Origin of the sequence: Brevundimonas sp., assembly GCF_046299535.1 — a bacterium.
In the GTDB taxonomy this organism is placed as follows: domain Bacteria; phylum Pseudomonadota; class Alphaproteobacteria; order Caulobacterales; family Caulobacteraceae; genus Brevundimonas.
Map to the genome: position 1 here is coordinate 70,982 of NZ_JBKBIB010000012.1, position 26,839 is coordinate 97,820.

A 26,839-nucleotide genomic window follows, 5' to 3' on the forward strand; every position below is an offset into this window, starting at 1 on the left:
ATGGTCGGCATTCTCGAAGACAAGGACCGCATCTTCACCAATCTGTACGGCTTCCATGACTGGACGCTGGAGGGGGCGAAGAAACGCGGGGCGTGGAACGCGACGGCGGACATGCTGGCGCTGGGCCGCGACTGGGTCATCACCAACGTCAAGAACTCCGGCCTGCGCGGCCGGGGCGGCGCCGGTTTCCCGACCGGGCTGAAGTGGTCCTTCATGCCCAAGGAGGTGAAGGATCGGCCGCACTATCTGGTGGTCAACGCCGACGAATCCGAACCGGGCACCTGCAAGGACCGGGAGATCATGCGCCACGATCCGCATCTGCTGATCGAAGGGTGCCTGATCGCCAGCTTCGCCATGCAGGCGCACGCCTGCTACATCTATCTGCGCGGCGAATACGTGCTGGAGCGCGAGCGCATGGAGGCGGCGGTCAAGCAGGCCTATGACGCCCGCCTGATCGGCAAGAACAACATCCATGGTTGGGACTTCGACGTCTACATCCACCACGGCGCCGGCGCCTATATCTGCGGCGAGGAGACGGCTCTGCTGGAGTCGCTGGAGGGCAAGAAGGGCCAGCCGCGGCTGAAGCCGCCGTTCCCGGCGGGCGCGGGCCTGTATGGCTGCCCCACCACGGTGAACAATGTGGAATCCATCGCGGTCACGGGCACGATCCTGCGCCGCGGGGCCGAATGGTTCGCGGGCTTCGGCCGCCCGAACAACACCGGCACCAAGATCATGTCGATCTCGGGCCACGTGAACCGCCCGTGCAATGTGGAAGAGGCCATGTCCATTCCGCTGCGCCAGCTGATCGAGGATCACTGCGGCGGCGTGCGGGGCGGCTGGGACAATCTGAAGGCCATCATCCCCGGCGGATCGTCGGTGCCGATGATCACCCGCGAGATGGCGGAGTCCGCGCTGATGGACTTCGACTCCCTGCGCGACATGCGCTCGGGTCTGGGCACGGCGGCGGTCATCGTGATGGACCAGTCCACCGATCTGGTGAAGGCCATCGCCCGCATCAGCTATTTCTACAAGCATGAGAGCTGCGGCCAGTGCACGCCGTGCCGCGAGGGCACCGGCTGGATGTGGCGGGTGCTGGAGCGCATGGCCGTGGGCGATGCGGATCCGTCGGAAATTGACCTGCTGCTGGACGTGGCCGGTCAGGTGGAGGGGCACACCATCTGCGCCCTGGGCGACGCCGCGGCGTGGCCGGTGCAGGGCATGATCCGGCACTTCCGCCACGAGATCGAGGACCGCATCACCAGTTATCGCAACGCGCGCGGCGCCTTCGCCGGCCACGCGATCGCGGCGGAGTAGGGCGGATGAACAGCACCGATGGCGCGCTGGGCGGCGTTCAAACCCTGCTTTCGCTCGGGTTCCAGTTCGGCTGGCTGCATCTGATCGGCCTGGTCGCAGGGTGGGAACGTATGGGATCGAAGTACGACGGCGGGCAGGGGCTGGCTGCCTTCACATTCGTCGCTCAGATGGCGCCGGTTCTGATGATGGCCCTGTTCTTTCCCATTGCGCTATTCGAAGTCGCTTTCAATGAGCCTACACCCGGACCCATCGTGATGATTCTCGCGTGGGGAGCTTTGGGTGTGGGACCGGCGATGCTGTTGGCGCTCGTCCTGAACAAAGCCCCGTTGAAAGCCGTACCCGAGATGGCGCTATGAGAGTCAGTGTCTCGATCATTCTGGCGATGACGCTCTCCGCCTGTGGTCAGGCGGACGAGCCCGCCTCGGCGCCGGAGACGGCGGCCGAGCCCGCCGCGGTGACCCAGGCCTCGCCCGAGGCGCTGGATCAGGCGGGGCTACGCGACGTCTGCCGGGCGGCCATCGCCACGGTGAACGAACTGCCGGTGGCCCTGATCGATTTGGATGGCGTCGAGACGCTGGACGAAGGCGAGGCGGTGAACCTGTCCTGGCGCGCGCCGGTGGACGGGGGCCGCGCCCAGGCCCAGTGCCGCGTCGAGGGCGATGTGGTGGTGTGGCGTCTGACCGGCCTGCCGGACCCCGAGGCCCAGGTGTGGCGCACCGGCCCGACCGATCCGATCGTCCGCTACGTGCGCGAGACCGACCGGATCACGATTATCCAGACCCTCCCGGATGGGACGAGTTCGCAGACTCAAGTGTCTGTGAATGTTGAAGAAGAGGCCCGCTGATGCCCGTCGCCAAGGTCAACGGCGTAGAAGTCGAGTTCGAGCCCGGCATGACCGTGCTCCAGGTCGCCGAGAAGGCGGGGCAGGAGATTCCGCGCTTCTGCTATCACGAGCGGCTGTCCATCGCCGGCAACTGCCGCATGTGTCTGGTCGAGGTGAAGCCCGGGCCGCCCAAGCCCCAGGCCTCGTGCGCCCTGCCGGCCGCCGACGGGCAGGAGATCTTCACCAACACCCCCATGGTCGAGAAGGCCCGCAAGGGGGTGATGGAATTCCTGCTGATCAACCACCCTCTGGATTGCCCGATCTGCGATCAGGGCGGGGAATGCGACCTGCAGGACCAGTCGATGTATTTCGGCCGGGACGCCTCGCGCTATGCCGAGAACAAGCGCGCGGTCGAAGAAAAGCACATGGGCCCGACCATCAAGACCTTCATGACGCGCTGCATCCAGTGCACGCGCTGTGTGCGGTTCATCACCGAGGTGGCGGGGGTGCCGGACATCGGCATGATCTCGCGCGGCGAGAGCGCCGAGATCACCACCTATCTGGAAAAGTCGGTGGACTCCGAGCTGTCGGGCAACGTCAACGACCTGTGCCCGGTGGGCGCCCTGACGCACCGGCCGTGGCAGTATCATTACCGCCCTTGGGAGTTGAAGAAGACCGAGACCATCGACGTGATGGACGCGCTGGGCTCCAACATCCGCGCCGACAGCCGCGGCGCCGAGGTCATGCGCGTGCTGCCGCGGGTGCACGAGGGCATCAATGAGGAATGGCTGTCGGACCGCAGCCGCTATGTGGTGGACGGGCTGACGAAGCGCCGTCTGGACCGCCCGTGGGTGCGTGAGGGCGGCAAGCTGCGCCCCGCAACATGGGACGAGGCGCTGGGCGTCGTGGCCGGCAAGCTGAAGGCCGCGAAGCCGGAAAAGATCGGCGCCATCGCCGGCGACCTGCAGGACGCGGAGTCCATGAAGGCGACGCTTGACCTGTTCCGGGCGCTGGGATCGGCCAACACCGACTGCCGACAGGACGGCGCTGCGATCGGCGGGGCCGAGCGCGAGGGCTGGCTGTTCAACAGCGGTCTGGCGGGCATCGAGAACGCGGACGCCATCCTGATGGTGGGCGTCAATCCGCGCGTTGAGGCGCCGTTGCTGAACGCCCGCATCCGCAAGGGCTGGCTGGCGGGCCGCACCGAGGTGATGGTGATCGGCGAGCAGGCCGAGTTGACCTATGGCTACCAGTATCTGGGCTCCGGGACGAAGACGGTCGGCAAGCTGCCCAAGGCGGCCATGGACCTGCTGACCCGGGCCGAGCGTCCGGCGATCATCGTCGGCTCCGCCGCCCTGACCGGCGAGACCGGTCCGGCGGTTCTGGGCGCGCTGGGCAAGCTGGCGGCCAAGGTCGGCGTGGTTGGCGCCAAAGACTCTGGCGACTGGAACGGCTTCAACGTGCTGCACAATGCGGCGGCGCGGGTGGGCGGTCTGGATATGGGCTTCACGCCGGGGCAGGGCGGTCTGTCGGCGGTGGAGATGGTTCAGAAGGGCGCGCTGGATGTGCTGTTCCTGCTGGGCGCTGACGAGATCGATACGTCGAAGTCGAAGGCCTTCAAGATCTATCTGGGCAGCCACGGGGACGCGGGCGCCCACGGGGCGGACGTGATCCTGCCGGGCGCGGCCTATACCGAGAAGTCGGGCCTGTATGTGAACACCGAGGGCCGGGTGCAGATGACCGAGCGGGTCGTGTTCCCCAAGGGCGAGGCCAAGGAAGACTGGGCCATCCTGCGGGCCCTGTCGGAGCGCGTGGGCCACACCCTGCCGTACGACAGCCTGAACCAGCTGCGGGCTGTGCTGATGGCCGATCATCCGACCTTCGGCCGGGTGGACTATCTGGCCCCGGCGCGGGTGTTTGGCGTCGACAGGCTGGGCGCCAAGGGCGAGCTGGGCGACGTGGTGTTCGCCCCGGCCCTGAAGGACCCATATCTGACCAACCCGATCGCGCGCGCGTCCGAGACAATGGCCGAACTGTCGGCCCAGCGTTCGGCGCCCCAGCTGATGGCGGCGGAGTAAGTGATGGAAGCGACCACGACATCTTTCTGGAGCACGCCGGTGGGCTGGACCCTGATGACCGCGGGCGGAATCTTGCTGGTCACCGTCGGCATCCTGATCTCGCTGGCGTTCCTGCTGCTGGCCGACCGGAAGATCTGGGCGGGCGTGCAGATGCGCAAGGGCCCCAATGTGGTGGGGCCGTTCGGCCTGCTGCAGTCGTTCGCGGACTTCTTCAAATTCGTGCTGAAGGAGATCGTGGTCCCGGCGGGCGCGGACAAGATCGTGTTCCTGCTGGCGCCGCTGCTGACCTTCGTGCTGGCCTTCATCGCCTGGGCCGTGATCCCGTTCGCCCCCGGATGGGTGGTCTCGGACCTGAACGTGGGCGTGCTGTACCTGTTCGCCGTTTCGTCGCTGGGCGTCTACGGCATCATCATGGGCGGCTGGGCCTCCAACTCGAAATACCCGTTCCTCGGCTCGCTGCGGTCGGCGGCCCAGATGGTGAGCTATGAGGTGTCGCTGGGCCTGATCATCGTCACGGTGATCCTGCTGGCCGGCAGCATGAACCTGACCACCATCGTGGACAATCAGGCGGGCTGGATCTGGAACTGGCACGCCTTCGGCGGCGGCCTCGGCAATCTGCCGCTGCTGATCCTCATGTTCCCCATGTCGATCGTGTTCTTCATCTCGGCCCTGGCCGAGACGAACCGCCCGCCGTTCGACCTGCCCGAGGCGGAGTCCGAACTGGTGGCCGGGTATCAGGTGGAATACTCGTCCACGCCGTACCTGCTGTTCATGATCGGCGAGTACGCCAACATCGTTCTGATGTGCGCCATGATCACCCTGCTGTTCTTCGGCGGGTGGAACCCGGGCTTCCCGACGCCCTTCCTGGACGGCGCGCCGCAGTTCGTGGCCAACCTGTTCTATCTGGGCGTCTTCCTGTTCAAGACGGTGTTCTGGTTCGCCATGATCGCCATGGTGAAGGCCTTCGTGCCCCGCTACCGCTACGATCAGCTGATGCGTCTGGGCTGGAAGGTGTTCCTGCCCTATTCGCTGGCAGCCGTGGTGCTGGTGGCGGCGTGGCGGGTGTTCGGGGGCGCGATCTGATGCGGAGCGGTCTGCCCGTGACTGTCGTCTGCGCGGTGCTGTTGAGCGCTTGCGGGCCCGTGGTGTTTGGCCCCCTGTCGACGCCCGCGCCTGTCCCCGCCGAGGTCGCCCTGGAGCGTCAGGAAGCGCGCGCCGATGCCGAAGCGGAACGCCTGCGCCGCTGCCAGATGGGCGAGACCGGCGTGCGCCGGGACGACCGCCGCTGCCGTGAAGGGGTGCCGAAATGATCGCCGCGGCTTCAAAGACCGCCCTGTCCCTCGCAACCGTAGCCGGGCTGTGCGCCGCATGTGCTCGTGCGGAACCTGAAACGCTGATGCCCCAGCGACAGGAAGCGCTGGACCGGTACGAGGAATGTCAGCGGACCGCGATCGGCAATCCGGACCATGAGCGTGATTGCAGGGATGCGGTAGCGCTATGAAGACCATCGGAATCCTGAACTTTGCGGCCGTGATGCTGGCGTCCTGCGCCCCCTATGAGGCCGATCCGACGTCCGTCTACCAGTGGGAGCGCCGCCAGGAGGGCATCGAGCGCACCCACGCCCAGCGCGTGGAGCGTTGCCGCGCCATGAACCGAGACAGCGAGCGCTTCGCCCGTGAGTGCGCCGACCTGAGAGAGATCGACTGATGTTGAACCGTATCGGACAGGCCGTGAAGGGCGCGCTGCTGATCGACGTGATCGGCGCCGTCGGCCTGTCGCTCAAGTACATGATGAGGCCCAAGGCGACGGTGAACTATCCGTTCGAGCGCGGGCCGCAGTCGCCGCGCTTCCGGGGCGAGCACGCCCTGCGCCGCTATCCCAACGGCGAGGAGCGCTGCATCGCGTGCAAGCTGTGCGAGGCCATCTGCCCGGCCCAGGCCATCACCATCGAGTCCGAGCCGCGCTCGGACGGCAGCCGCCGCACGACCCGCTACGACATCGACATGGTGAAGTGCATCTACTGCGGTCTGTGCCAGGAGGCCTGCCCGGTGGACGCCATCGTCGAGGGACCGAACAGCGAATACGCCACCGAGACGCGCGAAGAGCTGTATTTCGACAAGGACCGCCTGCTGGCCAACGGGGATCGTTGGGAGCGGGTGATCGCGAAGAATCTGGAACTGGACGCCCCCTACCGATAAGAGGGGCGCCGATTCCGCATACGCGTTCTGCCGCGTCGCCGTCGGGGGCGGGCAGGGGATTTCACAAGGGCTTCGGGGGCGTCCCGGACTCCGTACGGTTTTTGAGAGGGGCTAGGTCCCGCCGATGATACAGGCGATCGCCTTCTATCTGCTGGCCACGGTGAGCGTGGTGTCCGCGTTGCTGGTCGTGACGGCCAAAAACCCGGTGCACTCCGTGCTGTGGCTGATCACCACCTTCTTCTCGGCCGCCGGGCTGTTCGTCATGCTGGGCGCCGAGTTCCTGGCCATGCTGCTGGTCGTGGTCTACGTGGGCGCCGTGGCGGTGCTGTTCCTGTTTGTCGTCATGATGCTGGACGTGGACTTCGTGCAGCTGCGCGAGGGCTACGCGAAATATTTCCCGCTGGCGGCCATCGTGGGCCTGATACTGCTGGCGGAGATGATCGTGGTGGCGGTGGCGGCGGCCCAGGGCGGGGCGGCGCGCGGCGCGGAACTGATCCCGGCCACGGGCGTGTCCAACGTCGAGGCGATCGGGCGGGTGCTCTACACCGAGTACGTCTACATCTTCCAGGCGGCGGGTCTGGTGCTGTTGACGGCCATGATCGGCGCCATCGTCCTGACCCTGCGCTACAAGCCCAACATCAAGCGTCAGGACATCGGCCGCCAGGTGAACCGGCGCCAGTCCGACGCCTACGCCAACGTCCAGGCCGAGAGCGGCAAGGGCGTGACCCTGGAGGATCTGAAATGATCGGTCTGCCACACTATCTGGCGGTCGCCGCGATCCTGTTCACCATCGGGGTGTTCGGCATCTTCGTGAACCGCAAGAACATCATCATCATCCTGATGTCGATCGAGCTGATCCTGCTGTCGGTGAACATCAATTTCGTCGCCTTCTCGGCCTATCTGAATGACATCTCCGGGCAGATCATGGCCATGTTCATCCTGACCGTCGCCGCCGCCGAGGCGGCAATCGGCCTGGCCATCCTGGTGACCTTCTTCCGCAACCGCGGCGACATCGCGGTTGATGATGCTTCGATGATGAAGGGCTGACGCGCGTGACCATCGAGACCCTCGTCACAATCGGCGTCTTCGCCCCGCTGCTGGGCGCGATGATCGCCGGCTTCTTCGGCCGACGGATCGGCAACATCGCCTCGCAGGCGGTGACCACCGGCCTGCTGTTCCTGTCGTGCATCATCGCGTGGGTGGTGTTCGGCCAGCACACCTGGGGGAACATGCAGGCCTTCACGGTCGAGCTGTTCCCCTTCATCAATGTGGGCGACTTCCAGTCGACCTGGTCGGTGCGGGTGGACGCCCTGTCGGCGGTGATGCTGGTGGTGGTGACGAGCGTGTCGTCGCTGGTGCACCTGTATTCCTGGGGCTACATGGCCGTGGACGACTCCCGGCCGCGCTTCTTCGCCTATCTGTCCCTGTTCACCTTCATGATGCTGGCGCTGGTGACGGCCGCCGACTTCATGCAGCTGTTCTTCGGCTGGGAAGGCGTGGGGCTTGCGTCCTATCTGCTGATCGGATTCTGGTACAAGAAGCCCACCGCCAGCGCCGCCGCCATCAAGGCCTTCGTGGTCAACCGGGTGGGCGACTTCGGCTTCGTGCTGGGCATCATCACCGTGTTCTGGATGTTCGGCACCATCAAGTTCGCCGAGCTGTTCCCGCTGATCGCCGCCCAGTCGGGCGCGGGCTGGGACTTCATCGGCCAGCGCTGGTCGGCGCTGGATCTGGCGGCGTTCCTGCTGTTCATCGGCGCGATGGGCAAGTCGGCCCAGTTCTTCCTGCACACCTGGCTGCCTGACGCCATGGAAGGCCCGACGCCCGTGTCGGCGCTGATCCACGCGGCCACCATGGTGACGGCCGGCGTCTATATGGTCTGCCTGCTGTCGCCGATCTATGAATATGCGCCGACGGCGTCGCTGATCGTGGCCATCATCGGCGGCATCACCGCCCTGTTCGCCGCCACCGTCGGCCTGGCCCAGAACGACATCAAGCGGGTCATCGCCTATTCGACCTGCTCGCAGCTGGGCTACATGTTCTTCGCGGCGGGCGTCGGCGCCTATCAGGCGGCCATGTTCCACCTGTTCACCCACGCCTTCTTCAAGGCCCTGCTGTTCCTGGGCGCCGGCTCGGTGATCCACGGCATGCACCACGAGCAGGACATGCGGAACATGGGCGGGCTGGCGAAACTGCTGCCCATCACCTACGGCGCGATGATGATCGGCACCATCGCCATCACCGGCCTTGGCATTCCCGAGCTGAAGTGGGGCTTCGCCGGCTTCTATTCCAAGGATTCGATCCTGGAGAGCGCCTTCGCCTCTGCGGACTACAGCCCGGCGGGCCTGTTCGTGTTCTTCATCGGCCTGTTCGCGGCCGGGCTGACGGCCTACTATTCGTGGCGTCTGATCTTCATGACCTTCCACAACAAGCCTGTGTGGAAGGAGGCGCACGCGCCGGTCGAGCATCATCATGATGACCACGCTACGGACGCCCAGAAGGAAACCCACACCGAGCCGCTAATGGACGACGCCGTGGCCGCGCATACGGATGCGCACCATGACGCCCATCACGACGACCACGGTCATCACGGCCCGCTTAAGCCGCACGAGAGCCCGTGGACCATGCTGATCCCGCTGATCGTGCTGTCGATCGGCGCGGTGGCGGCGGGCTTTGTCTTCTACGATAACTTCGTCGGCTATCACGAGGCCGAGTTCTGGCGCGGGGCGATCTTCACGTCCGAGGCCAACCACGTCCTGCACGACAGCCACAATGTGCCGCGCTGGGTGCTGTGGGCGCCCGTGGTGCTGACCCTGCTGGGCACCTTCGTGGCGTTCTGGATCTATGTGCTCAAGGAAGGCATGGCCCGACGCATGGCCGAGCGGGGCAACATCCTGCACACCTTCTTCTACAACAAGTGGTTCTTCGACGAGCTGTACGACGTGATCTTCGTCAAGAGCGCCCGGGCCATCGGGGACTTCTTCTGGAAGGTCGGCGACGTCCGGATCATCGACGGTCTCGGCCCGAACGGCGCCGCCTGGGCCTCGCTGAAATCGGCTGCGCGGCTGGCCAGGGTCCAGTCCGGCTATGTCTATCACTATGCGTTCGTGATGCTGCTGGGTGTGGCGGGTCTTCTCGCCTTCGCCATCGCGACGTGGGGAGCCTGAGCCCGTGCCCTACATCCTGAGCATCGTCACCTTCCTGCCGCTGGTCGGCGCCCTGGCCGTGCTGATCGCGCGCGTCATGGCCAAGTCCGAGGAAGCCGCCGCCGGTCCGGCCCGCTGGATCGCCCTGATCGCCAGCATGGTCGTGCTGGCCGTCTCGGTCGTGCTGGTGGCCGGGTTTGATCCGTCGAACCCCGCCTATCAGTTCGTGGAGATGGTCCCCTGGTTCGCCGGGGCCAGCTATCACCTGGGCGTGGACGGGATCTCGATCCTGTTCGTGCTGCTGAGCGCGTTCCTGCTGCCCATCTGCATCATCGCCAGCTGGTCCTCCATCAAGGAGCGGGTGGCGGAGTACATGATCGCCTTCCTGATCCTGGAGACGCTGCTGATCGGCGTGTTCACGGCGCTGGACCTGTTCCTGTTCTACATCTTCTTCGAAGGCACCCTGGTGCCGATGTTCATCATCATCGGGGTGTGGGGCGGGGCGAACCGCATCTATGCGGCCTACAAGCTGTTCCTCTACACCCTGCTGGGCTCGGTGCTGATGCTGGCGGCCATGCTGTACATGGCGACCACGGCGGGGACCTCCAGCATTCCTGAACTGACCGCCTATGACTGGCCGGTGGGGGTGCAGACCGTCCTGTGGCTGGCCTTCTTCGCCTCCTTCGCGGTCAAGATGCCCATGTGGCCGGTGCACACCTGGCTGCCCGACGCCCACGTGCAGGCGCCGACGGCGGGGTCGGTGATCCTGGCGGGCATCCTGCTGAAGCTGGGCGGCTACGGCTTCATCCGCTTCAACCTGCCCATGTTCCCGGACGCGTCGGAGTACTTCACCCCGCTGGTGATGGTGCTGTCGGTGATCGCCATCATCTACACCTCGCTGGTGGCGTTCCGTCAGACGGACATCAAGAAGCTGATCGCCTATTCGTCGGTGGCCCACATGGGGTTCGTCACCATGGGCATCTTCGCCGGCAATGATCAGGGCGTGCAGGGGGCGGTGTTCCAGATGATCAGCCACGGGCTGATCTCGTCGGCGCTCTTCCTGTGTGTGGGCGTGGTCTATGACCGCATGCACACCCGCGAGATCGCCTTCTACGGCGGGCTGACATCGCGCATGCCGTGGTTTGCGGCCATCTTCCTCATGTTCACCATGGCCAATGTGGGCCTGCCGGGCACCTCGGGTTTCATCGGCGAGGTGCTGACCATGGTCGGCGCCTATCAGGTCTCCACCTGGGCGGTGTTCTTTGCGGCCTCGGGCGTGATCCTGTCGGCGGTCTATGCGCTGACCCTGTACCGCAACGTCATGTTCGGCGAGATCACCAACCCGGCGCTGAAGGCCATCACCGACATCGACCGGCGCGAGCTGCTGGTCTTTGTGCCCCTCATCATCGGCACGATCTGGCTGGGCGTTTATCCCGCCGCCGTGCTGGACATCACCCAGGCTTCGGTCAGCGCGGTGACGACCGCCTATCAGACCGCGATCGGCGGATAAGACGACCATGTTCGACATCAATCTCGCCCTTCACATCGCCGCTCCTGAGGCCCTTCTGGCCGTCGGGTCGATGATCCTGCTGATGCTCGGCGCCTATGGCGGCGAAAAGCTGGGCCGCGTGGTCAGCCTGCTGGCCGTCGCGCTGCTGATCGGGGCCGCCGGCGTCGCCGCCAATGCGCCGCTGGGCATGGTCTTCAACGGGGCGTTCGTCTCGGATCCCATGTCCGTCTACGCCAAGGTGGCCATCTATCTGGCCAGCGCCCTGGCCGTGGTGCTGGGCGACGGCTGGACGCGCCGCAACGGCATCGCCCGGTTCGAGTACCCGGTGCTGATCGTGCTGGCCGCCGTCGGCATGGGCATGATGGCCTCGGCGGGCGACCTGATGGCGCTGTATGTGGGCGTCGAACTGCAGTCGCTGGCCCTGTACGTGCTGGCCGCCTTCCACCGGGACGACGGCCGGGCGTCGGAAGCGGGCCTGAAGTATTTCGTGCTGGGCGCCTTGTCGTCGGGTCTGCTGCTGTACGGCTCCAGCCTGATCTACGGCTTCACCGGCTCCATGCGCTTCGACGAGATCGCTGCGGTGGCGGCGGGCGGGGCCGAGCCCGGTCTGATTTTCGGTCTGGTGTTCCTGATCTGCGGCCTGGCCTTCAAGGTGTCGGCCGCGCCGTTCCACATGTGGACGCCTGACGTGTACGAGGGCGCGCCGACTCCGGTCGTGGCGTTCTTCGCCACCGCGCCCAAGTTCGCGGCCATGGTGCTGTTTGCGCGTGCCCTCAGCGAGGGTTTCGGCGGCGCTCACGACCAGTGGGCCCAGGTGCTGGTGATCATCTCGCTGATCTCGTTTGCGGTCGGCGCCTTCGGCGGCCTCGCACAGCGGGACATCCCGCGGCTGCTGGCCTATTCGTCCATCGCCAACATCGGTTATGCGCTGCTGGCCATCACGGCGGGGACGCAGGCGGGGCTGCAGGCCCTGCTGCTGTTCATGACCTTCTACATGATCGACACGCTGGGCTTCTTCGCCCTGCTGCTGGCCCTGTCGCGCGGCGGTCGGCCGATCCGGCGCATCGCCGATCTGGCGGGTCTGCGCAAGGACAAGCCCGTCACCACCATCGCCATTACGGTGCTGTCCCTGTCGGTGCTGGGCATGCCGCCCTTCGCCGGGTTCTGGGGCAAGTTCTATGTGTTCGGCGCGGCGCTGCAGGCGGGCTACTGGATCGTGGCGGCGCTGGGTCTGGTCGCGTCGGTCGTGGCGGCCTTCTACTATCTGCGCATCATCAAGGTGATGTGGTTCGACGCGCCGCCGGAAGGCGAGGGCGCGGTGGACCCGTCGCCGAAGGACGCCCAGTGGATCGGATGGGCGGCTGCGGCCTTCTCGTTCCCGCTGGTGCTGATCGCCCTGACCTGGCTGGAGCCGCTGGCCAGCAACGCCGCCACCAGCTTCGGGGCGGGCTGATTGGCCGAGGCCGCCCCGCGCCTGATCCTCGACGAAGCGGACTCCACCAACGCCGAGGCGCGGCGCATGGCCGAGCGCGGCGAGACCGGACCGCTGTGGATCGTGGCGCGGCGCCAGTCGGCGGGACGGGGACGGCGCGGCCGGACATGGTCCAGCGAGACCGGCAATCTGGCCGCGACCCTGCTGACCGTGGTCCGCCGGCCGCCGGCCGAGGCGGCGCAGCTGACCTTCGTGGCGGCGCTGGCCGTGGCGGACCTGCTGGACGCGTGGGCGCCGCCGGCGCTGGTCAGCATCAAATGGCCCAATGACGTGATGCTGGACAGCAAAAAGGCCAGCGGCATCCTGCTGGAATCCGGCGCCCATGACAGCGGCGGCCTGTGGCTGGGGGTGGGAATCGGGGTCAATCTGGCCCACGCGCCGACCGAGACCGAGCGTCCGGCGACCGCTCTGGCCGACCATCTGCGGGCCGACGCGGCGGCGCCTCCGTCCATCGAGCAGGCGGCCGACCATCTGGCTGGGACTTTCGCCGTATGGATGGAGCGCTGGATGACCCTGGGGTTCCAGCCGGTGCTGGACGCCTGGACCGCGCGGACGCCGGGGCTGGACGGTCCCTGCACGGCGCGGCTGGGGCATGAGACGCTCAGCGGCCGGGCCGAAGGCGTGGAGGCGGACGGGGCGCTGCGCCTGCGCTTGCCCTCGGGCGAACTGCGGCGCATTTCGGCGGGCGACGTGTTCTTCGGGGAGGCGGCCTGATGCTTCTGGCCATCGAGCAAGGCAACACCAACACCCTGTTCGCGGTGCATGACGGGACTGACTGGATCGCTCAGTGGCGCACGGCCACGGAATCCAGCCGCACCGCCGACGAATACGCCGTGTGGCTGAGCCAGCTGCTGTCCATGCGGGACATCAGGATGGCGGCGCTGGACGGCTGCATCATCTCCAGCGTGGTGCCCCAGTCGATTTTCAATCTGAAGAACCTGTCGCGGCGCTATCTGAACGTGGAGCCGCTGGTGATCGGGGACAATGTGGACCTGGGCATACCGGTCCGCATCACCAAGCCCAGCGAGGCGGGCGCCGACCGGCTGGTCAACGCCATCGGGGCCCATCTGAAGTATTCCGGCGACCTGATCGTCATCGACTCCGGCACGGCCACCACCTTCGACGTCATCGCCGCAGACGGCGCCTTCGAGGGCGGGGTGATCGCGCCGGGGATCAACCTCAGCCTTCAGGCCCTGCACGAGGCGGCGGCCATGCTGCCGCGCATCGCCATCCAGAAGCCCGACCGGGTCATCGGCAAGGACACCGTGTCCAACATGCAGTCCGGTGTTTTCTGGGGCTATGTCTCGCTGATCGAGGGCATGGTGGCGCGCATGAAGGCGGAATGGGCGAAACCCATGACCGTCATCGGAACCGGCGGCGTGGCCAGCCTGTTCGAAGGCGCAACCGAAAGCATCGATCACTTCGACGCGGATCTGACCATTCGCGGCCTTCTGGAAATCTGGCGACGCAACGCCCATCTGAAAACAACATGAAAAAATCAAATCAAGACGAACTGGTCTTCCTGCCGCTCGGCGGTTCCGGAGAGATCGGCATGAACCTGAACGCCTACGGCTTCGGCCCGGCGCACGACCGCAAATGGATCATCGTCGACGTGGGCGTCACCTTCGGCGACCTGTCGACGCCCGGCGTCGACATCATCGTGCCCGATCCCGAGGCCCTCAAGGGCGAGAAGATCCTCGGCATCCTGCTGACCCACGCCCACGAGGACCATATCGGCGCCCTGGGCTGGCTGTGGCCGCGCATCCAGGCGCCGCTTTACGCCACGCCGTTCACGGCCTATCTGATCCGCGACAAGCTGCGCGAGCAGAACCTGCTGCAGGAGGCGAAACTTCACGAGGTGCCGCTGGGCGGCACGGTCAATCTGGGCCCGTTCGAATGCGAGTTCGTCACCATGACGCACTCCATCGCCGAGCCGAACGGCATCGCCATCAAGACCCCGCTGGGCACGGTGATGCACACCGGCGACTGGAAGATCGACGACACGCCCGTGGTCGGATCGCGCACGGACGCCAAGGCCCTGACCCGACTGGGTGATGAGGGCGTGCTGGCCATGGTGGGGGATTCCACCAATGTGTTCGTGGATGGCGTCGCCGGTTCAGAAGGCGATGTGGCCGGCGCCCTGGTGGACCTCATCAAGCCCCTGCGCGGTCGCGTGGCCGTGGGCTGTTTCGCGTCCAATGTGGCGCGGGTCCACAGCGTGGCTCTGGCGGCCAAGGCGGCGGGGCGACGCGTGGCGCTGGCCGGGCGGTCGATGCACCGCATCACGGCGGCGGCAAAACATGTGGGGCTGCTCGGCGATCTGCCGCCCTTCCTCACGGATGAAGAAGCTCGCGTCTGGGCGTCCGATGAGGTGCTTTATCTGTGCACCGGCAGCCAAGGCGAGGCCCGTGCGGCCCTGTCGCGTGTGGCGGACGGCACCCACCCCGTGGTCAAGCTGGGGTCGGGCGACCACTGCATCTTCTCGTCGCGGGTCATTCCAGGAAACGAACTGGCCATCGGCGATCTGCAGGACCGCCTCGCGGACCGGGGCGTGCGTCTCTACACCGAGAAGGATCACCCCGGCATCCACGTTTCAGGCCACCCGTGCCGGGACGAACTGAGGCAGATGTACGACTGGGTGCGTCCGCGCATCGCGGTGCCTACCCACGGCATGAGGCGCCATCTGATGGAGCACGCCAATCTGGCCAGGGACATGGGGGTTCCCGAGACGGTCACGCCCCGCAACGGCGATCTGGTGCGTCTGGCTCCCGGGCCGGCGCAGATCATCGACGAGGTCCCCTCCGGCCGCCTGTACGTGGACGGCGGCATGCTGGTGACGGAGGCGGGCGAGGCGATCCGCGAACGTCGCCACGCGGCCGGCAACGGCGTGCTGGTGGTCAGCTTCGCGCTCGACAAACGCGGCCGCATCGTCAGCGACATCGACGTGCGCGGGATCGGCCTGCCCGGCGACGAGGGCACACCGCTGGGCGACGCCCTGGACGGCCTCGCCGAACGAGTCGAGGACGTGGTGCGCGGCCTGAAGGGCGAGGCGCTTGAGGATGAACTGGTGGTCGAGCAGGCCGTTGCGCGCGCGCTGAAGAAGGCCAGTCAGCAGATCTGGGACCGCCGTCCCATCGTGGAAACAATTATTCTGCGGCTGTAGGCTTCGCTGAGCCTAAGCGGAGCGCTCCATGCCGGACTTTCGCCAGATCTCTGTTCGCTGTCGTGAGCAGGGCCGGCGCGCGCTGGAGCGGGTGCGCCACGCCCGTCATCCCTTGCATGGGTGGCGGCGCTGGGCGGTCATTGCGGTCCAGGCGGCGGTTGGGCTGTTCCTGCTGTTCGCCTTCGTGAACCTTGCGCTGTGGTTTTCCATCGACCGCTCCGGCGGGCCGATTCGTCAGGCGCTTTGGGAGGTCGAGGCGCTGGCTCGAAGCCCGCTGGACGGCGCGCAGGCTCCGGACAGGGCCTTCACGGCCCTGTACGGCGACGTTCTGGGGGGCGATCCTGACGCGACCGCGATCCACACCTATTTGGAAGCTCAAGCGCGGCGCGAGCAGTTCGTGCTCGAGCACGTGATGGTTCAGCGGATGCTGACCGTCAACGGCGGGCTGGACGCGAGGGTGTTTCCAACCGGTGTCTACGTGGGACTGCGCGCCATAGGACCGGACGAGGCACCCATGGTCTATGTCACCCGACATCTCGCACACTTCATGTTCTTTCCCCGGCACGCCTACATTCTGGTGGTGCCCGAGCACGGTGAGGCCAGGGCCTTTTCGGCCAGCGTCAATGACAAGCTGGGAGACGACGTCGACAATCCCGATCACCTGCGTGCGACGCTTCAGGCCTACGATGTGGACGCCTATGATTTCCCGGCTTCAGGGCAGGCCATCCATCTGATGATCCGCATCTCCGATGAGGTGGCGAGTAATGCTCTGGAGCGTCTGGAGGCGGCGGTGGAGCGGCTCGAGGAGGCTCAGGTCACCTATGGCGTGCTGGCGCCGAACTCCAACACGGTCATCGGATGTTTGCTGGAGGACGCGGACGTCATGACCCGCGCGGAACGGTCTGGCGCGCTTCTCGCCCTGAGGGCGCCCGGGCTCGGCGCCGACTGCGTTTGACGGTGGACAGGGGCGGGGTTTGCGCCCAGCCTGAGCCTGGACAGGGAGATCATCATGAGCGCCAGGCTTCGCATCGCGGTTCTTGCCGGGTTTCTGGCCGTCGCCGCCTGTGACCGGCCCGAACGGATCGAGGCCAACGAGGCCGTCCCCGCCGCCGAGCCTGTCCCGGCAGCCGCGCCGGAGGCCCTGACGCCCGAAGGTCTGGTGCAGGCCCTGTACATGGAGCCGGCCATCCCCACCGCCGCGCCCCACGTGCGCCTCTACTTCGCCGAAGCGCTGGTGGACGGGCTGTCGGGCGAGGAAGGGATCGACTTCGACTATCGTCATGACGCACAGGACGGCGCCATCACCGGTCTGGTAGTGGAGGAAGTCGCATCGGGCCCTGACGGTTCGGCCATCGTGGCGCGCTTCAACAGGGCGGGACGACCGATCTCCATGGCCTATGATCTGTGTCGCCGAGAGAACGGGGAGTGGCGGATCACAGATGTGCGCAGCGTTCAGAACGATTGGAACCTGCGCGATCTGACGGGCGCCGATGCGGGCGGGGATGCGTCGTCGCAGGCCGTGTGCTGAGCCTCGCCCCGCCGCCTCAAACCCGCTAAGCAGCACCATGATCGGACGACTGAACCATGTGGGGGTAGCCACGCCCTCCATTGAGGCCTCCGTGGCCATGTACCGGGACATGCTGGGCGCAACGGAGGCGAGCGAACCCTTCGACCTGCCGGCGCAGGGGGTGCGGGTCTGTTTTATCGATCTCCCCAATAGCCAGATCGAACTGATCGAACCGCTGGGCGAGGGGTCGCCTGTTCACGCCTTTCTGGCCAGAAACCCGAAGGGCGGCCAGCACCACGTCTGCTACGAGGTCGATGACATCCTGAAAGCCAGAGACGCCCTTCGCGCCAAAGGGGCGACCATTCTGGGAACAGGCGAGCCGCGCATCGGCGCTCACGGAACCCCTATCGTCTTCGTGCATCCGAAAGACATGGGCGGCGTGCTGGTGGAACTGATGGAATCGCCGAAGGAGCCTCACCCATGATCGGACCGATCACAGCCGTCGCCATCTTCCTGACCGTCTGGTGGACCGTGCTGTTCGCCGTCCTGCCGCTGGGCATGAACCAGGGGCCCCGCGAGCGGCAGACGGACGGCGGCGACTGGGGCGCGCCCGAAACGCCCAATCTGAAGAAGAAGTTCATCACCACTACATGGATCGCGGCTATCGTCTGGGTTGTGATAATGGTGATCATCTTCACGGGCATCCTGCCGCTCCCGGAGATGCCGGGAACGCGTTGATGTTCGCAAGGATGGAACGGAGTCGACTTTGATTGCCTATTCCGGGGCGTCCCGGCTAAAGGCGTAGGCTCAGTTTCAAACGGATTCCCGATGCGTCTTTCGCGCTACTTCCTGCCCACCCTCAAGGAAACGCCGTCCGAGGCGCAGATCGTTTCGCACAGGCTGATGCTGCGCGCCGGCCTGATCCGTCAGGAGGCGGCGGGAATCTACGCCTGGCTGCCTCTGGGCCTGCGCGTGCTCAAGAAGATCGAGCAAATCGTGGGCGAGGAGCAGGAACGGGCGGGCGCCGTCGAAATCCTGATGCCGACGATCCAGCTGGCCGACCTGTGGCGCGAGTCCGGGCGCTATGACGCCTATGGCCCCGAGATGCTGCGTATCGTGGACCGTCACAAGCGCGACATGCTGTACGGCCCCACGGCCGAGGAAGTGGTCACCGACATCTTCCGCGGCTTCGTGAAGAGCTACCGGGACCTGCCGCTGAATCTCTTCAACATCCAGTGGAAGTTCCGCGACGAGCAGCGGCCCCGGTTCGGCGTCATGCGCGGGCGCGAGTTCCTCATGAAGGACGCCTATTCCTTCGACGTTGACGAGGCTGCCGCGCGCAAGTCCTACAACCGCATGTTCGTGGCCTATCTTAACACCTTCTCGCGACTGGGCCTGAAGGCCGTGCCCATGCGCGCCGACACCGGGCCCATCGGCGGCGACCTGAGCCATGAGTTCATCATCCTGGCCGACACTGGCGAGAGCCAGGTGTTCTGCGACCGCCGTCTGGTGGACATGCCTGCGCCCGGTCCGGACGTGGACTGGAACGATCTTCAATCAATTGTTGATCAACGAACGGCGCTTTACGCTGCGACCGACGAGATGCACGAGGCGGAGCGCTTCGACGCCGAGGTGACCGAGAGCGACCGCCTGACTGCACGCGGTATCGAGGTGGGCCACATCTTCTATTTCGGGACCAAATACTCCAAGCCCATGAAGGCTATCGTCGCCGGACCGGACGGCAAGGACGTCCCGGTGCACATGGGCAGTTACGGCGTCGGAGTCTCGCGCCTGATCGGGGCGATCATCGAGGCCAGCCATGACGACGCCGGCATCATCTGGCCCGATGCTGTAGCCCCGTTCGACGTGGGGGTCATCAACCTGCGTCCCACCGACGAGGCGGTTTCCGCCGCCTGCGAGGACGCCTGGGCGAAGCTGAAGGCGGCGGGCAAGGCGGTGCTTTACGACGACCGCGACGACCGGCCGGGCGGCAAGTTCGCCACCGCCGATCTGATCGGCCTGCCATGGCAGCTTATCATCGGGCCCAAGGGCCTGGCCGACGGGGTGGTGGAGCTGAAGCGCCGCGCCACCGGCGAGCGCGAGACCCTGCCGCTGGATGCGGCCCTTCAGAAGCTCACCGCATGACCGACGCCACCGCCGGGAAGGCCGCAAAACCCGCCGGGGCGTTCAGCGCCTGGGAAATCGGCCTGGCCCTTCGTTACCTGCGCGCCAAGCGCAAGGAGGGCGGCGTCGCCCTGATCGCGGTGATCAGCTTCATCGGCATCATGCTGGCCGTGGCGGTGCTGATCAGCGTCATGAGCATCATGTCCGGGTTCCGCACAGAGCTGTTGAACCGGATGCTGTCGTTCAACGGGCACATGTACGTGCACGGCCAGGTGCTGCAGGCGCCGGATCGCAATGAGGCCATCGACCGCATCCGCGCCGTACCCGGGGTGGTCAGCGTCACGCCCCTGACCGAGTCGCCGGCCATGTTCACCGCCCACGGCCGCACGACCGGCGGGGTGGTGCGGGGCATCTCGGCCGCCAATCTCGACTCCATGAGCTTCGTCTATCAGAGCCTCGACGAGGAGGCCCGGGCCCGGTTCGGCCAGGGCGCCTACGGCGGCGACAACATCCTGATCGGCAAGGCGCTGGCGGACCAGATGGGCCTGAGGGTCGGGGATCTGATGACCCTGATCTCGCCTCAGGGCGGCGCCACGGCTTTCGGCGACCTGGGCACCTCCAAGACCTATGTGGTGGGCGGCATCTTCCAGTCCGGCGCCGCAGACTATGACCGCGCCTTCGTATTCATGCCGCTGGAGCAGGCGCAGTTGTTCTTCGGCAAGGAAGGCCTGTGGGACGTGATCGAGCTGAAGGTGGACCAGCCTGATCAGGTGGCCCGCTATGTCCAGCCGGTGGCCGAGGCGGCGGGGCAGGGGGCGCTGGTCAGCGACTGGCGCAACACCATGGCCGCCTTCTGGAGCGCCCTGAGGATCGAACGCGTGGCCATGGGCATCATCCTGGGCCTCGTGGTGGCCATCGCCGCCATGAACATCATCTCCGGCATCGTCATGCTGGTGAAGAACAAGGGGCGCGACATCGCCATCCTGCGCACAATTGGGGCCAGTCCCTCGTCGATCCTGCGCATCTTCTTCATGGCCGGAGCCACCATCGGCGTGGCGGGCACGCTGGCGGGCCTGGTCCTGGGCCTCCTGTTCTGCTGGAACATCGGCGCTATCCAGAGCTTCCTGGAATTGATCCTTCAGGTGCAACTGTTCCCGGCCGACGTCTACATGCTGGACGGGGTGCCGGCGCTGGTGGACCCGGCAGACGTGTTCTGGGTCACGGTCTGGTCGCTCCTGATGTCCTGTGTGGCCAGCCTGCCGCCGTCATGGAACGCCTCGCGCATCGATCCGGTGGAGGCCCTTCGCTATGAGTAGCCCCGTGCTGTCCCTGCGGGGCGTGACGCGCACCTATGACACCGCCCTTGGCGGGCTGCAGGTGCTGAAAGGCGTCGATCTGGACGTGTTTCCGGGCGAGGTGGTCGGGCTGATCGGGCCGTCCGGCTCGGGCAAGTCGTCGCTGCTGCACGCCGCGGGCCTGCTGGAGCGTCCCACCGACGGTCAGGTGATGATCGACGGACAGGACGTGGGCGCCCTGCCGGAGCGGGCGCGCACACGCATCCGTCTGGCCAAGGTGGGCTTCGTCTATCAGTTCCACCACCTGCTGCCCGAGTTCGACGCCGGCGACAACGTGGCCCTGCCCATGCGCATCAACGGCGTGTCGCACGCCGCCGCACGGGCGCGGGCGTCAGAGCTTCTGACCGCCCTGGGGTTGGGCGAGCGTCTGACCCACCAGCCGGCCCAGCTGTCGGGCGGCGAGCAGCAGCGGGTCGCCGTGGCCCGGGCGCTGGCCAACCAGCCGCGCCTGCTGCTGGCCGACGAGCCAACGGGCAATCTGGACCCGGCCACCAGCCAGGCGGTGTTCGAATCCCTGCGCGAACTGGCCAAGACCACGGGCGTCGCCGCCCTGATCGCCACCCACAACATGGAGTTGGCCGGCCATATGGACCGGGTCTTCGCCCTGCGCGACGGGCATCTGGAAGAGCGCCCGGCCGAGAGCCACGCCTACTGACGCAGCGCGTTTGGGCGCTACTTCTTGCCGGGCGGCGTGGTGAAGGGCGAGGCGCCCACCGTGATCGGGGGCTTGGTCTTTTCCGCCTTGGGTTTGCGGATTTCCTTGGTGCTGCGTTTCTGACCCTTGGCCATGGCAGGCTCTCCGGGCGCCGGGGACCGCCGGAAGGGCGGGGAAGGGCGTTGGCGGCAGTATACAGCAGGCGGTTCACGCCGTTCAGTTAAATCCTATGCCCGCTACTGCGGACCTTTCCGATTCTTAACGCCCAAAAGGCGCGGTCATCGCCTAGTCATGGCGCACGACGAATCCGGAGGGGCCCCATCATGAAACGAGTTTTTGTCGCCGCAGCCGCCGCCGTGCTGGCATGCACGGCGGCCTTCGGCGCCCTTGCCGAAGAGTTCCAGCCGTGCGCCGACTCTATTGAATCGGCGGAACTGGCGGGATCGCTGTGCGTGGTCGTCACGACCCCTCTGGATCATGGAGGCGACGCAGGCGACAGCATCGAACTGTTCGTGCGGAAGTTCCCGGCGGTTGGACAGTCCAACGGCCAAGTCTGGCTGATCGCCGGAGGGCCTGGGGAGTCGGGCGCGTCCTTCTATCCATTTCTTGAAACCTTGCGTCGGGCCTTTCCTGACATGGACCTGATGGCGCCGGACCATAGGGGCACCGGCTATTCGTCGAAGCTCTGCCCTGAGCAGGAGTCGCCGGAAAGCGAGGAGGGGATCGCCCTGGCAGGTTCGGAATGGGGGCCCTGCATCGGGTTCATCTATCAGGACCGGGGGCGGGCGCACGCCTTCTCCATCACCAACGCAGCGCATGACCTGTCTACCCTGATCGCGACTCATCGAGGGGACGGGGAGGTTCATGTCTACGCTGTCTCTTACGGCACACAATTGGCGCTGCGCATGATGCACGTCGCGCCGGTGGAACTGGACGGGCTGATCCTTGACGGCCTGGTCCCGCCCGAGAGCACAACACGCTGGGATCTCAGCCGCCGCAGCGAACTGGTCGATCAGGTGGGGCGCAGCCTGCTGTCTCCAATGGAGGTGGCGACCTACGAAAGCGTTCTGGCGGCGGACCCGTCCCCTTGGGCGGACGTCGTTCCCGGAGGCGATCTGAAACAGTTCATGGGCAGCCTGCTGAACTTTCCGGACCTGCGGGCGCGCATTCCCGACATCATCACCGCATTGTCGAACAACGACGCCAGCCCCCTTCGACGCGCGATCGAAGACCGACAGGCGGCGTTTGCGGCCCTGACGGGATTCGCTCAGTCCGCTTCATCGGCCCCACTGGTCATTCTCATCAGCGCCTCCGAAAACAATGCGCGCCCGGACATCACGCAAGAGGTCGTGCGGGCAGAGGCGAGTGAGGCCCTGTTCACCAGTCCGCTGCCGGCGTTTCTGGCGAGCGACGTCCTTCCCACTTACGAACGCGACTCCGCCTTCGGCCAGATACCGGCAGCGTTGCCGCGCACTCTGGTTGTTCAGGGAACGATGGACCCCAACACTGCCTATGAAGGCGCGCTTGAGCATGCGGCGCTGCTGCGCGAGGCCGGTCCCCTCAGTGTGGCGACAGTTGAGGGCGGCGCTCATCTGCTTCTGTTCGCTGCGCCGGATTGCTTCGTTGGGGCGGTGCGCCCCTTCATGAACGGAGAGACGGCGCCTTCGGCGTGCACCGCCCCTTGACGTGAACGAAGGCGGAACATAGAACATTCCCGGAACATCACTTCTGGGGATAAGGCATGACGCGTCTGGTTCGGGAATCGCTGTCTCTGGCATCGTGCGCAGGGGTCGTCTGGGTGGTCTGGCAGGTCGCTTTTCTGGTGACGTGACGCCGCCCCGGCCCATGAGTTTCGGAGCAAGGCGTGGCGCACGAAGCCGGTAACGGGTTCATTCATCTTCGGGTCAAGTCGGCCTACTCGCTGCTGGAAGGCGCGATCAAGGCGGGCAAGGTGGGCCAGCTGGCGGCCGGGCAGGGCATGCCCGCCGTGGGCGTCGCGGACCGCGCCAATCTGTTCGGGGCGCTGGAGTTCAGCCAGGCGGCGCGCGACGCCGGGGTTCAGCCCATCATCGCCTGCGCTCTTCCGGTGCTGGAGATCGGCGGACGGATGAGCCAGCGGTGGGCCAAGACGCCCACGGTCGTTCTGATCGCCCAGAATGACGCCGGCTGGCTGAACCTGTGCGCCCTGTCGTCGGCGGCCTATCTGGGCTCCATGGAGCTGGCCGAGCCGGGCGTGCCGTGGTCGCTGGTCGAAAAGCACGCAGAGGGCCTGATCCTGCTGTCTGGCGGGCCGGACGGACCGGTGGATTGTCTGTTCGCCGGGGGCAAGACCGCTGAGGCGCGGGCTGCGCTGGACGTCATGAAGGCCGCTTTCGGCGACCGGTTTTATGTGGAGCTGCAACGCCACGGGCTGGACGCCGAAAAGGCCGCGGAGCCGGGGCTGGTGCGCTGGGCCTATGACAACGATGTGCCGTTGGTCGCCACCAACGACGTCCATTACGCCGAGGCGCGACAGGCGAAGTCCCACGACGCCCTGATGTGCATCGCTGACGGCGCCTTTGTCGGCCAGGACGACCGCCGTCGGGTCACCGGACAGCACTGGTTCAAGCCCGCCAGCGACATGCGCGCCCTGTTCGCCGACCTGCCGGAAGCCTGCGACAACACCATCGAGATCGCCCGTCGCTGTGCGTTCCTGGTGCAGACCCGCGCGCCCATCCTGCCCCGGTTCGACACCGGCGCAGGCCGCAACGAGGCCGACGAATTGGCCCACCAGGCACGCGAGGGCCTGAAAGCCCGGCTGGACGGCCTGATGCTGGCGGCGCCGGAAGAGGAATACTGGACACGGCTGGAGTGGGAGGTGTCCATCATCCAGCAGATGGGCTTCCCCGGCTATTTTCTGATCGTGTCGGACTTCATCAAATGGGCCAAGGCGCACGGCATTCCCGTGGGCCCGGGCCGGGGCTCGGGCGCCGGCTCGCTGGTGGCCTGGTCCCTGACCATCACCGACCTGGACCCCATCCGCTTCGGCCTGCTGTTCGAGCGGTTCCTGAACCCCGAACGGGTGTCCATGCCCGACTTCGACATCGACTTCTGTCAGGAGCGGCGCGAGGAGGTCATCACCTACGTCCAGCAGCACTACGGCGCGGATCGGGTGGCCCAGATCATCACCTTCGGCACCCTGCAGGCGCGGGCCGTGCTGCGCGACGTGGGCCGGGTGCTGCAGATGCCGCTGGGGCAGGTGGACCGACTGGCCAAGATGGTGCCGGCCAACCCCGCCAATCCGGTGACCCTGGCCCAGGCCATCGAGATCGAGCCGCGGCTGAAGGAGGCCCGGGCCGCCGAAGCTTCGGTCCGCCATCTGCTGGACACGGCGCTGGAGCTCGAAGGTCTGTATCGCAACGCCTCGACCCACGCCGCTGGCGTGGTGATCGGGGACCGGCCGCTGACCCAGCTGGTGCCGCTGTATCAGGATCCGCGGTCGGACATTCCGGCCACCCAGTTCAACATGAAGTGGGTGGAGCCGGCGGGTCTGGTGAAGTTCGACTTCCTCGGCCTGAAGACCCTGACGGTGCTGGACCGGGCGCGGGGGTATCTCGAGCGGCGCGGCGCGGCGCAGGACTGGAGCCGGCTGCCGCTGGATGACGCGCGCACCTATGAGCTGATGGCCTCGGGCCAGACGGTGGGGGTGTTCCAGCTGGAATCCCAGGGCATGCGCGACACCCTGCGCAAGATGCGCTGTGGCTCCATCGAGGAGATCACGGCGCTGATCTCGCTGTATCGGCCGGGCCCGATGGAGATGATCGACACCTATATCGACCGCAAATTCGAGCGGGCCGAGGTGGACTATCTGCATCCCAGCCTGAAGGAGACCCTGTCCGAGACCTACGGCGTCATCATCTACCAGGAGCAGGTGATGAAAATCGCCCAGATCCTGGCGGGGTACAGCCTCGGCGAGGCTGACCTGCTGCGCCGGGCCATGGGCAAGAAAAAGAAGGAAGAGATGGACTTCCAGCGGGCGCGCTTCGCGAAGGGCGCGTCGGAAAAGGGAGTGCCGGAGGAGCAGTCCGGCGGCATCTTCGATCTCGTGGCCAAGTTCGCCGGTTACGGCTTCAACAAGTCCCACGCCGCCGCCTATGCGATGATCTCGTTCCAGACCGGCTGGCTGAAGGCCAACCATCCGGTGGAGTTCTTCGCGGCGTCCATGAGCCTGGATATCTCGAACACCGACAAGCTGGCGGTGTTCTATCAGGACGCCCGCCGCTTCGAGGTGCCGATCCGTTCGCCGGACATCAACGCCTCCTCGGCCGACTTCGACGTGGCCTTTGACGACGAGGGCAAGGGGGCGGTGCTCTATGCGCTGGGCGCCATCCGCAATGTGGGGCTGGAGGCCATGCGCCATGTCCAGGCCGTGCGGGACGAAGGCGGGCCCTTCAACGACATCTTCGACTTCCTGGAGCGGGTGGATCCGCGCAGCGTCAACAAGCGGGCGCTGGAGAACCTGGCCAGATCGGGGGCCTTCGACAGCATCCATCCGAACCGGCGGCAGCTGTTCGATCAGGCCGACAAACTGATGGCCTACTGCCAGAGCGTGGCGGCCGAGCGCGCCTCGTCGCAGGTCAGCCTGTTCGGCGGGGATCAGGCGGGCGCCGCGCGGCCGCGGCTGGCGGCGGTGGAGCCCTGGGTGGGTCCGGAGAAGCTGGACGAGGAACTGTCGGCGGTCGGCTTCTATCTTTCCGGCCACCCGCTGGAGGACATGGCGGACGTTTTGAAGCGCCGCAAGCGCGTGACCTTCGTGGCCGAGGCCCTGGGTCTGGCCGAGGCGGGGCACGAGGCGTTCAACATGGCCGGGGTGGTGCGGCGTCGTCAGGAACGGGCCAGCGCCCGGACGGGGGAGAAATTCGCCTTCGTCACCTTCTCGGACCCCACCGGCGAGTTCGAATGCCTGTTCCCGCCCGAGCAATTGCGCAACTGCCGCGAGGTGCTGGAGCCCGGCGCCGCGGTGCTGGTGCGGGTGCGGGCCAAGGCGGCGGACGGAGAGGTGCGTTTCTTCGGCGATTCCGCCAGCCCCATCGACACGGCCATGGAGCAGGCGGTCGTGGGCCTGCGCATCCATGTGTCGCCGCGCGCCGCCGAGCTGGAGGCCCTGCGCTCCCGGCTGGATCGCGCCGTCAGTGACCGGGGCGGGGAGGTGGTTCTGGTCGCCTCGCTGGAAGGCCGCACCGAGGTGGATATGAAGCTGCCCGGGCGCTACCGGCTGGACGCGTCCCTGCGCGGGGCGCTGAAGTCCGCGCCGGGGGTGGTGATGCTGGAGGATGCGTAGGTACAATCCTCCCCCACCGGGGGAGGGGGACCGCGAAGCGGTGGAGGGGGTAGGTCCGCTTCACCAATCCTGACGAACCTACGCGCCAGCCGGTCCGCGCACTACTCGACAAAAAAGGGGATGCGGATGCACCCCCTCCACCATCCGCGGATGG

Annotated in this window: 26 protein-coding genes; 25 read left to right on the forward strand and 1 reads right to left on the reverse strand. The window is 66.4% G+C overall.

Translation table 11 applies throughout. The features are described 5' to 3' along the window. The 23 genes from nuoF (at position 1) to ACK4FB_RS11450 (ending at position 21,365) form a co-directional block, all read left to right on the forward strand. On the forward strand, positions 1-1,314 hold the full coding sequence (nuoF, locus tag ACK4FB_RS11340; protein ID WP_409752096.1) for an NADH-quinone oxidoreductase subunit NuoF: 1,314 nt from the start codon (positions 1-3) through the stop codon (positions 1,312-1,314). 5 nt (positions 1,315-1,319) lie between these two features. Beyond that, the gene (locus ACK4FB_RS11345) at positions 1,320-1,670 is read left to right on the forward strand and encodes a hypothetical protein (RefSeq protein ID WP_409752099.1); all 351 of its coding nucleotides are present in this window, start codon (positions 1,320-1,322) and stop codon (positions 1,668-1,670) included. Beyond that, positions 1,667-2,158, forward strand: coding sequence for a hypothetical protein (locus ACK4FB_RS11350; protein ID WP_409752102.1), 492 nt, complete (start codon positions 1,667-1,669; stop codon positions 2,156-2,158). Before ACK4FB_RS11345 ends, ACK4FB_RS11350 begins: the two co-directional genes overlap by 4 nt. Further along, complete coding sequence (gene nuoG / locus ACK4FB_RS11355) at positions 2,158-4,215, forward strand: NADH-quinone oxidoreductase subunit NuoG (protein ID WP_409752104.1); 2,058 nt, start codon at positions 2,158-2,160, stop codon at positions 4,213-4,215. The genes ACK4FB_RS11350 and nuoG overlap by 1 nt, the downstream gene beginning before the upstream one ends. 3 nt (positions 4,216-4,218) lie before the next feature. After that, positions 4,219-5,298: an NADH-quinone oxidoreductase subunit NuoH gene (gene nuoH, locus ACK4FB_RS11360; RefSeq protein ID WP_409752107.1), complete on the forward strand. Its 1,080-nt coding sequence runs from the start codon at positions 4,219-4,221 to the stop codon at positions 5,296-5,298. Between the two features lie 17 nt (positions 5,299-5,315). Further along, positions 5,316-5,525, forward strand: coding sequence for a hypothetical protein (locus ACK4FB_RS11365; RefSeq protein ID WP_409752110.1), 210 nt, complete (start codon positions 5,316-5,318; stop codon positions 5,523-5,525). Positions 5,526-5,712: 187 nt separating this feature from the next. Then, complete coding sequence (locus ACK4FB_RS11370; RefSeq protein WP_409752113.1) at positions 5,713-5,922, forward strand: hypothetical protein; 210 nt, start codon at positions 5,713-5,715, stop codon at positions 5,920-5,922. Continuing rightward, on the forward strand, positions 5,922-6,413 hold the full coding sequence (gene nuoI / locus ACK4FB_RS11375) for an NADH-quinone oxidoreductase subunit NuoI (protein ID WP_409752116.1): 492 nt from the start codon (positions 5,922-5,924) through the stop codon (positions 6,411-6,413). Before ACK4FB_RS11370 ends, nuoI begins: the two co-directional genes overlap by 1 nt. A 124-nt stretch (positions 6,414-6,537) precedes the next feature. Then, complete coding sequence (locus tag ACK4FB_RS11380; protein WP_409752118.1) at positions 6,538-7,158, forward strand: NADH-quinone oxidoreductase subunit J; 621 nt, start codon at positions 6,538-6,540, stop codon at positions 7,156-7,158. After that, positions 7,155-7,460, forward strand: coding sequence for an NADH-quinone oxidoreductase subunit NuoK (gene nuoK, locus ACK4FB_RS11385; RefSeq protein WP_292103229.1), 306 nt, complete (start codon positions 7,155-7,157; stop codon positions 7,458-7,460). Before ACK4FB_RS11380 ends, nuoK begins: the two co-directional genes overlap by 4 nt. Positions 7,461-7,471: 11 nt before the next feature. Further along, positions 7,472-9,580 (forward strand): NADH-quinone oxidoreductase subunit L, encoded by a 2,109-nt coding sequence (nuoL, locus tag ACK4FB_RS11390; protein ID WP_409752177.1) that lies wholly within the window; start codon positions 7,472-7,474, stop codon positions 9,578-9,580. A 4-nt stretch (positions 9,581-9,584) separates the two neighbouring features. Then, on the forward strand, positions 9,585-11,069 hold the full coding sequence (locus ACK4FB_RS11395; protein WP_409752121.1) for an NADH-quinone oxidoreductase subunit M: 1,485 nt from the start codon (positions 9,585-9,587) through the stop codon (positions 11,067-11,069). A gap of 7 nt (positions 11,070-11,076) precedes the next feature. Further along, on the forward strand, positions 11,077-12,522 hold the full coding sequence (gene nuoN / locus ACK4FB_RS11400; protein ID WP_409752124.1) for an NADH-quinone oxidoreductase subunit NuoN: 1,446 nt from the start codon (positions 11,077-11,079) through the stop codon (positions 12,520-12,522). After that, positions 12,523-13,275: a biotin--[acetyl-CoA-carboxylase] ligase gene (locus ACK4FB_RS11405; protein WP_409752127.1), complete on the forward strand. Its 753-nt coding sequence runs from the start codon at positions 12,523-12,525 to the stop codon at positions 13,273-13,275. Beyond that, a complete protein-coding gene (locus ACK4FB_RS11410) occupies positions 13,272-14,054 on the forward strand; it encodes a type III pantothenate kinase (protein WP_409752180.1) in 783 nt (260 codons plus the stop codon). Before ACK4FB_RS11405 ends, ACK4FB_RS11410 begins: the two co-directional genes overlap by 4 nt. Continuing rightward, positions 14,051-15,724, forward strand: coding sequence for a ribonuclease J (locus ACK4FB_RS11415; RefSeq protein WP_409752130.1), 1,674 nt, complete (start codon positions 14,051-14,053; stop codon positions 15,722-15,724). Before ACK4FB_RS11410 ends, ACK4FB_RS11415 begins: the two co-directional genes overlap by 4 nt. Before the next feature lie 28 nt (positions 15,725-15,752). Next, positions 15,753-16,679 (forward strand): hypothetical protein, encoded by a 927-nt coding sequence (locus ACK4FB_RS11420; RefSeq protein ID WP_409752133.1) that lies wholly within the window; start codon positions 15,753-15,755, stop codon positions 16,677-16,679. Between the two features lie 54 nt (positions 16,680-16,733). After that, a complete protein-coding gene (locus ACK4FB_RS11425; RefSeq protein WP_409752135.1) occupies positions 16,734-17,252 on the forward strand; it encodes a hypothetical protein in 519 nt (172 codons plus the stop codon). Between the two features lie 37 nt (positions 17,253-17,289). Then, positions 17,290-17,715 (forward strand): methylmalonyl-CoA epimerase, encoded by a 426-nt coding sequence (gene mce / locus ACK4FB_RS11430; protein ID WP_409752138.1) that lies wholly within the window; start codon positions 17,290-17,292, stop codon positions 17,713-17,715. Further along, on the forward strand, positions 17,712-17,969 hold the full coding sequence (locus tag ACK4FB_RS11435; protein WP_409752141.1) for a DUF1467 family protein: 258 nt from the start codon (positions 17,712-17,714) through the stop codon (positions 17,967-17,969). The genes mce and ACK4FB_RS11435 overlap by 4 nt, the downstream gene beginning before the upstream one ends. Positions 17,970-18,059: 90 nt before the next feature. After that, positions 18,060-19,376 (forward strand): proline--tRNA ligase, encoded by a 1,317-nt coding sequence (proS, locus tag ACK4FB_RS11440; protein ID WP_409752144.1) that lies wholly within the window; start codon positions 18,060-18,062, stop codon positions 19,374-19,376. Beyond that, on the forward strand, positions 19,373-20,671 hold the full coding sequence (locus tag ACK4FB_RS11445) for a lipoprotein-releasing ABC transporter permease subunit (protein WP_409752147.1): 1,299 nt from the start codon (positions 19,373-19,375) through the stop codon (positions 20,669-20,671). Before proS ends, ACK4FB_RS11445 begins: the two co-directional genes overlap by 4 nt. After that, complete coding sequence (locus ACK4FB_RS11450) at positions 20,664-21,365, forward strand: ABC transporter ATP-binding protein (RefSeq protein WP_409752150.1); 702 nt, start codon at positions 20,664-20,666, stop codon at positions 21,363-21,365. Before ACK4FB_RS11445 ends, ACK4FB_RS11450 begins: the two co-directional genes overlap by 8 nt. A 17-nt stretch (positions 21,366-21,382) precedes the next feature. Here ACK4FB_RS11450 and ACK4FB_RS11455 read toward each other — a convergent pair whose 3' ends face one another. Continuing rightward, positions 21,383-21,499 carry a hypothetical protein gene (locus ACK4FB_RS11455; protein WP_409690375.1) on the reverse strand — a complete coding sequence of 39 codons (117 nt, stop codon included), beginning with the start codon at positions 21,497-21,499 and terminating at the stop codon, positions 21,383-21,385. A 222-nt stretch (positions 21,500-21,721) separates the two neighbouring features. On the opposite strand from ACK4FB_RS11455, the gene ACK4FB_RS11460 reads away from it, so the two are divergent. Continuing rightward, complete coding sequence (locus ACK4FB_RS11460) at positions 21,722-23,050, forward strand: alpha/beta fold hydrolase (RefSeq protein WP_409752153.1); 1,329 nt, start codon at positions 21,722-21,724, stop codon at positions 23,048-23,050. A 179-nt stretch (positions 23,051-23,229) separates the two neighbouring features. Continuing rightward, positions 23,230-26,685 carry a DNA polymerase III subunit alpha gene (gene dnaE, locus ACK4FB_RS11465; RefSeq protein ID WP_409752156.1) on the forward strand — a complete coding sequence of 1,152 codons (3,456 nt, stop codon included), beginning with the start codon at positions 23,230-23,232 and terminating at the stop codon, positions 26,683-26,685. Positions 26,686-26,839 lie beyond the last annotated feature (154 nt).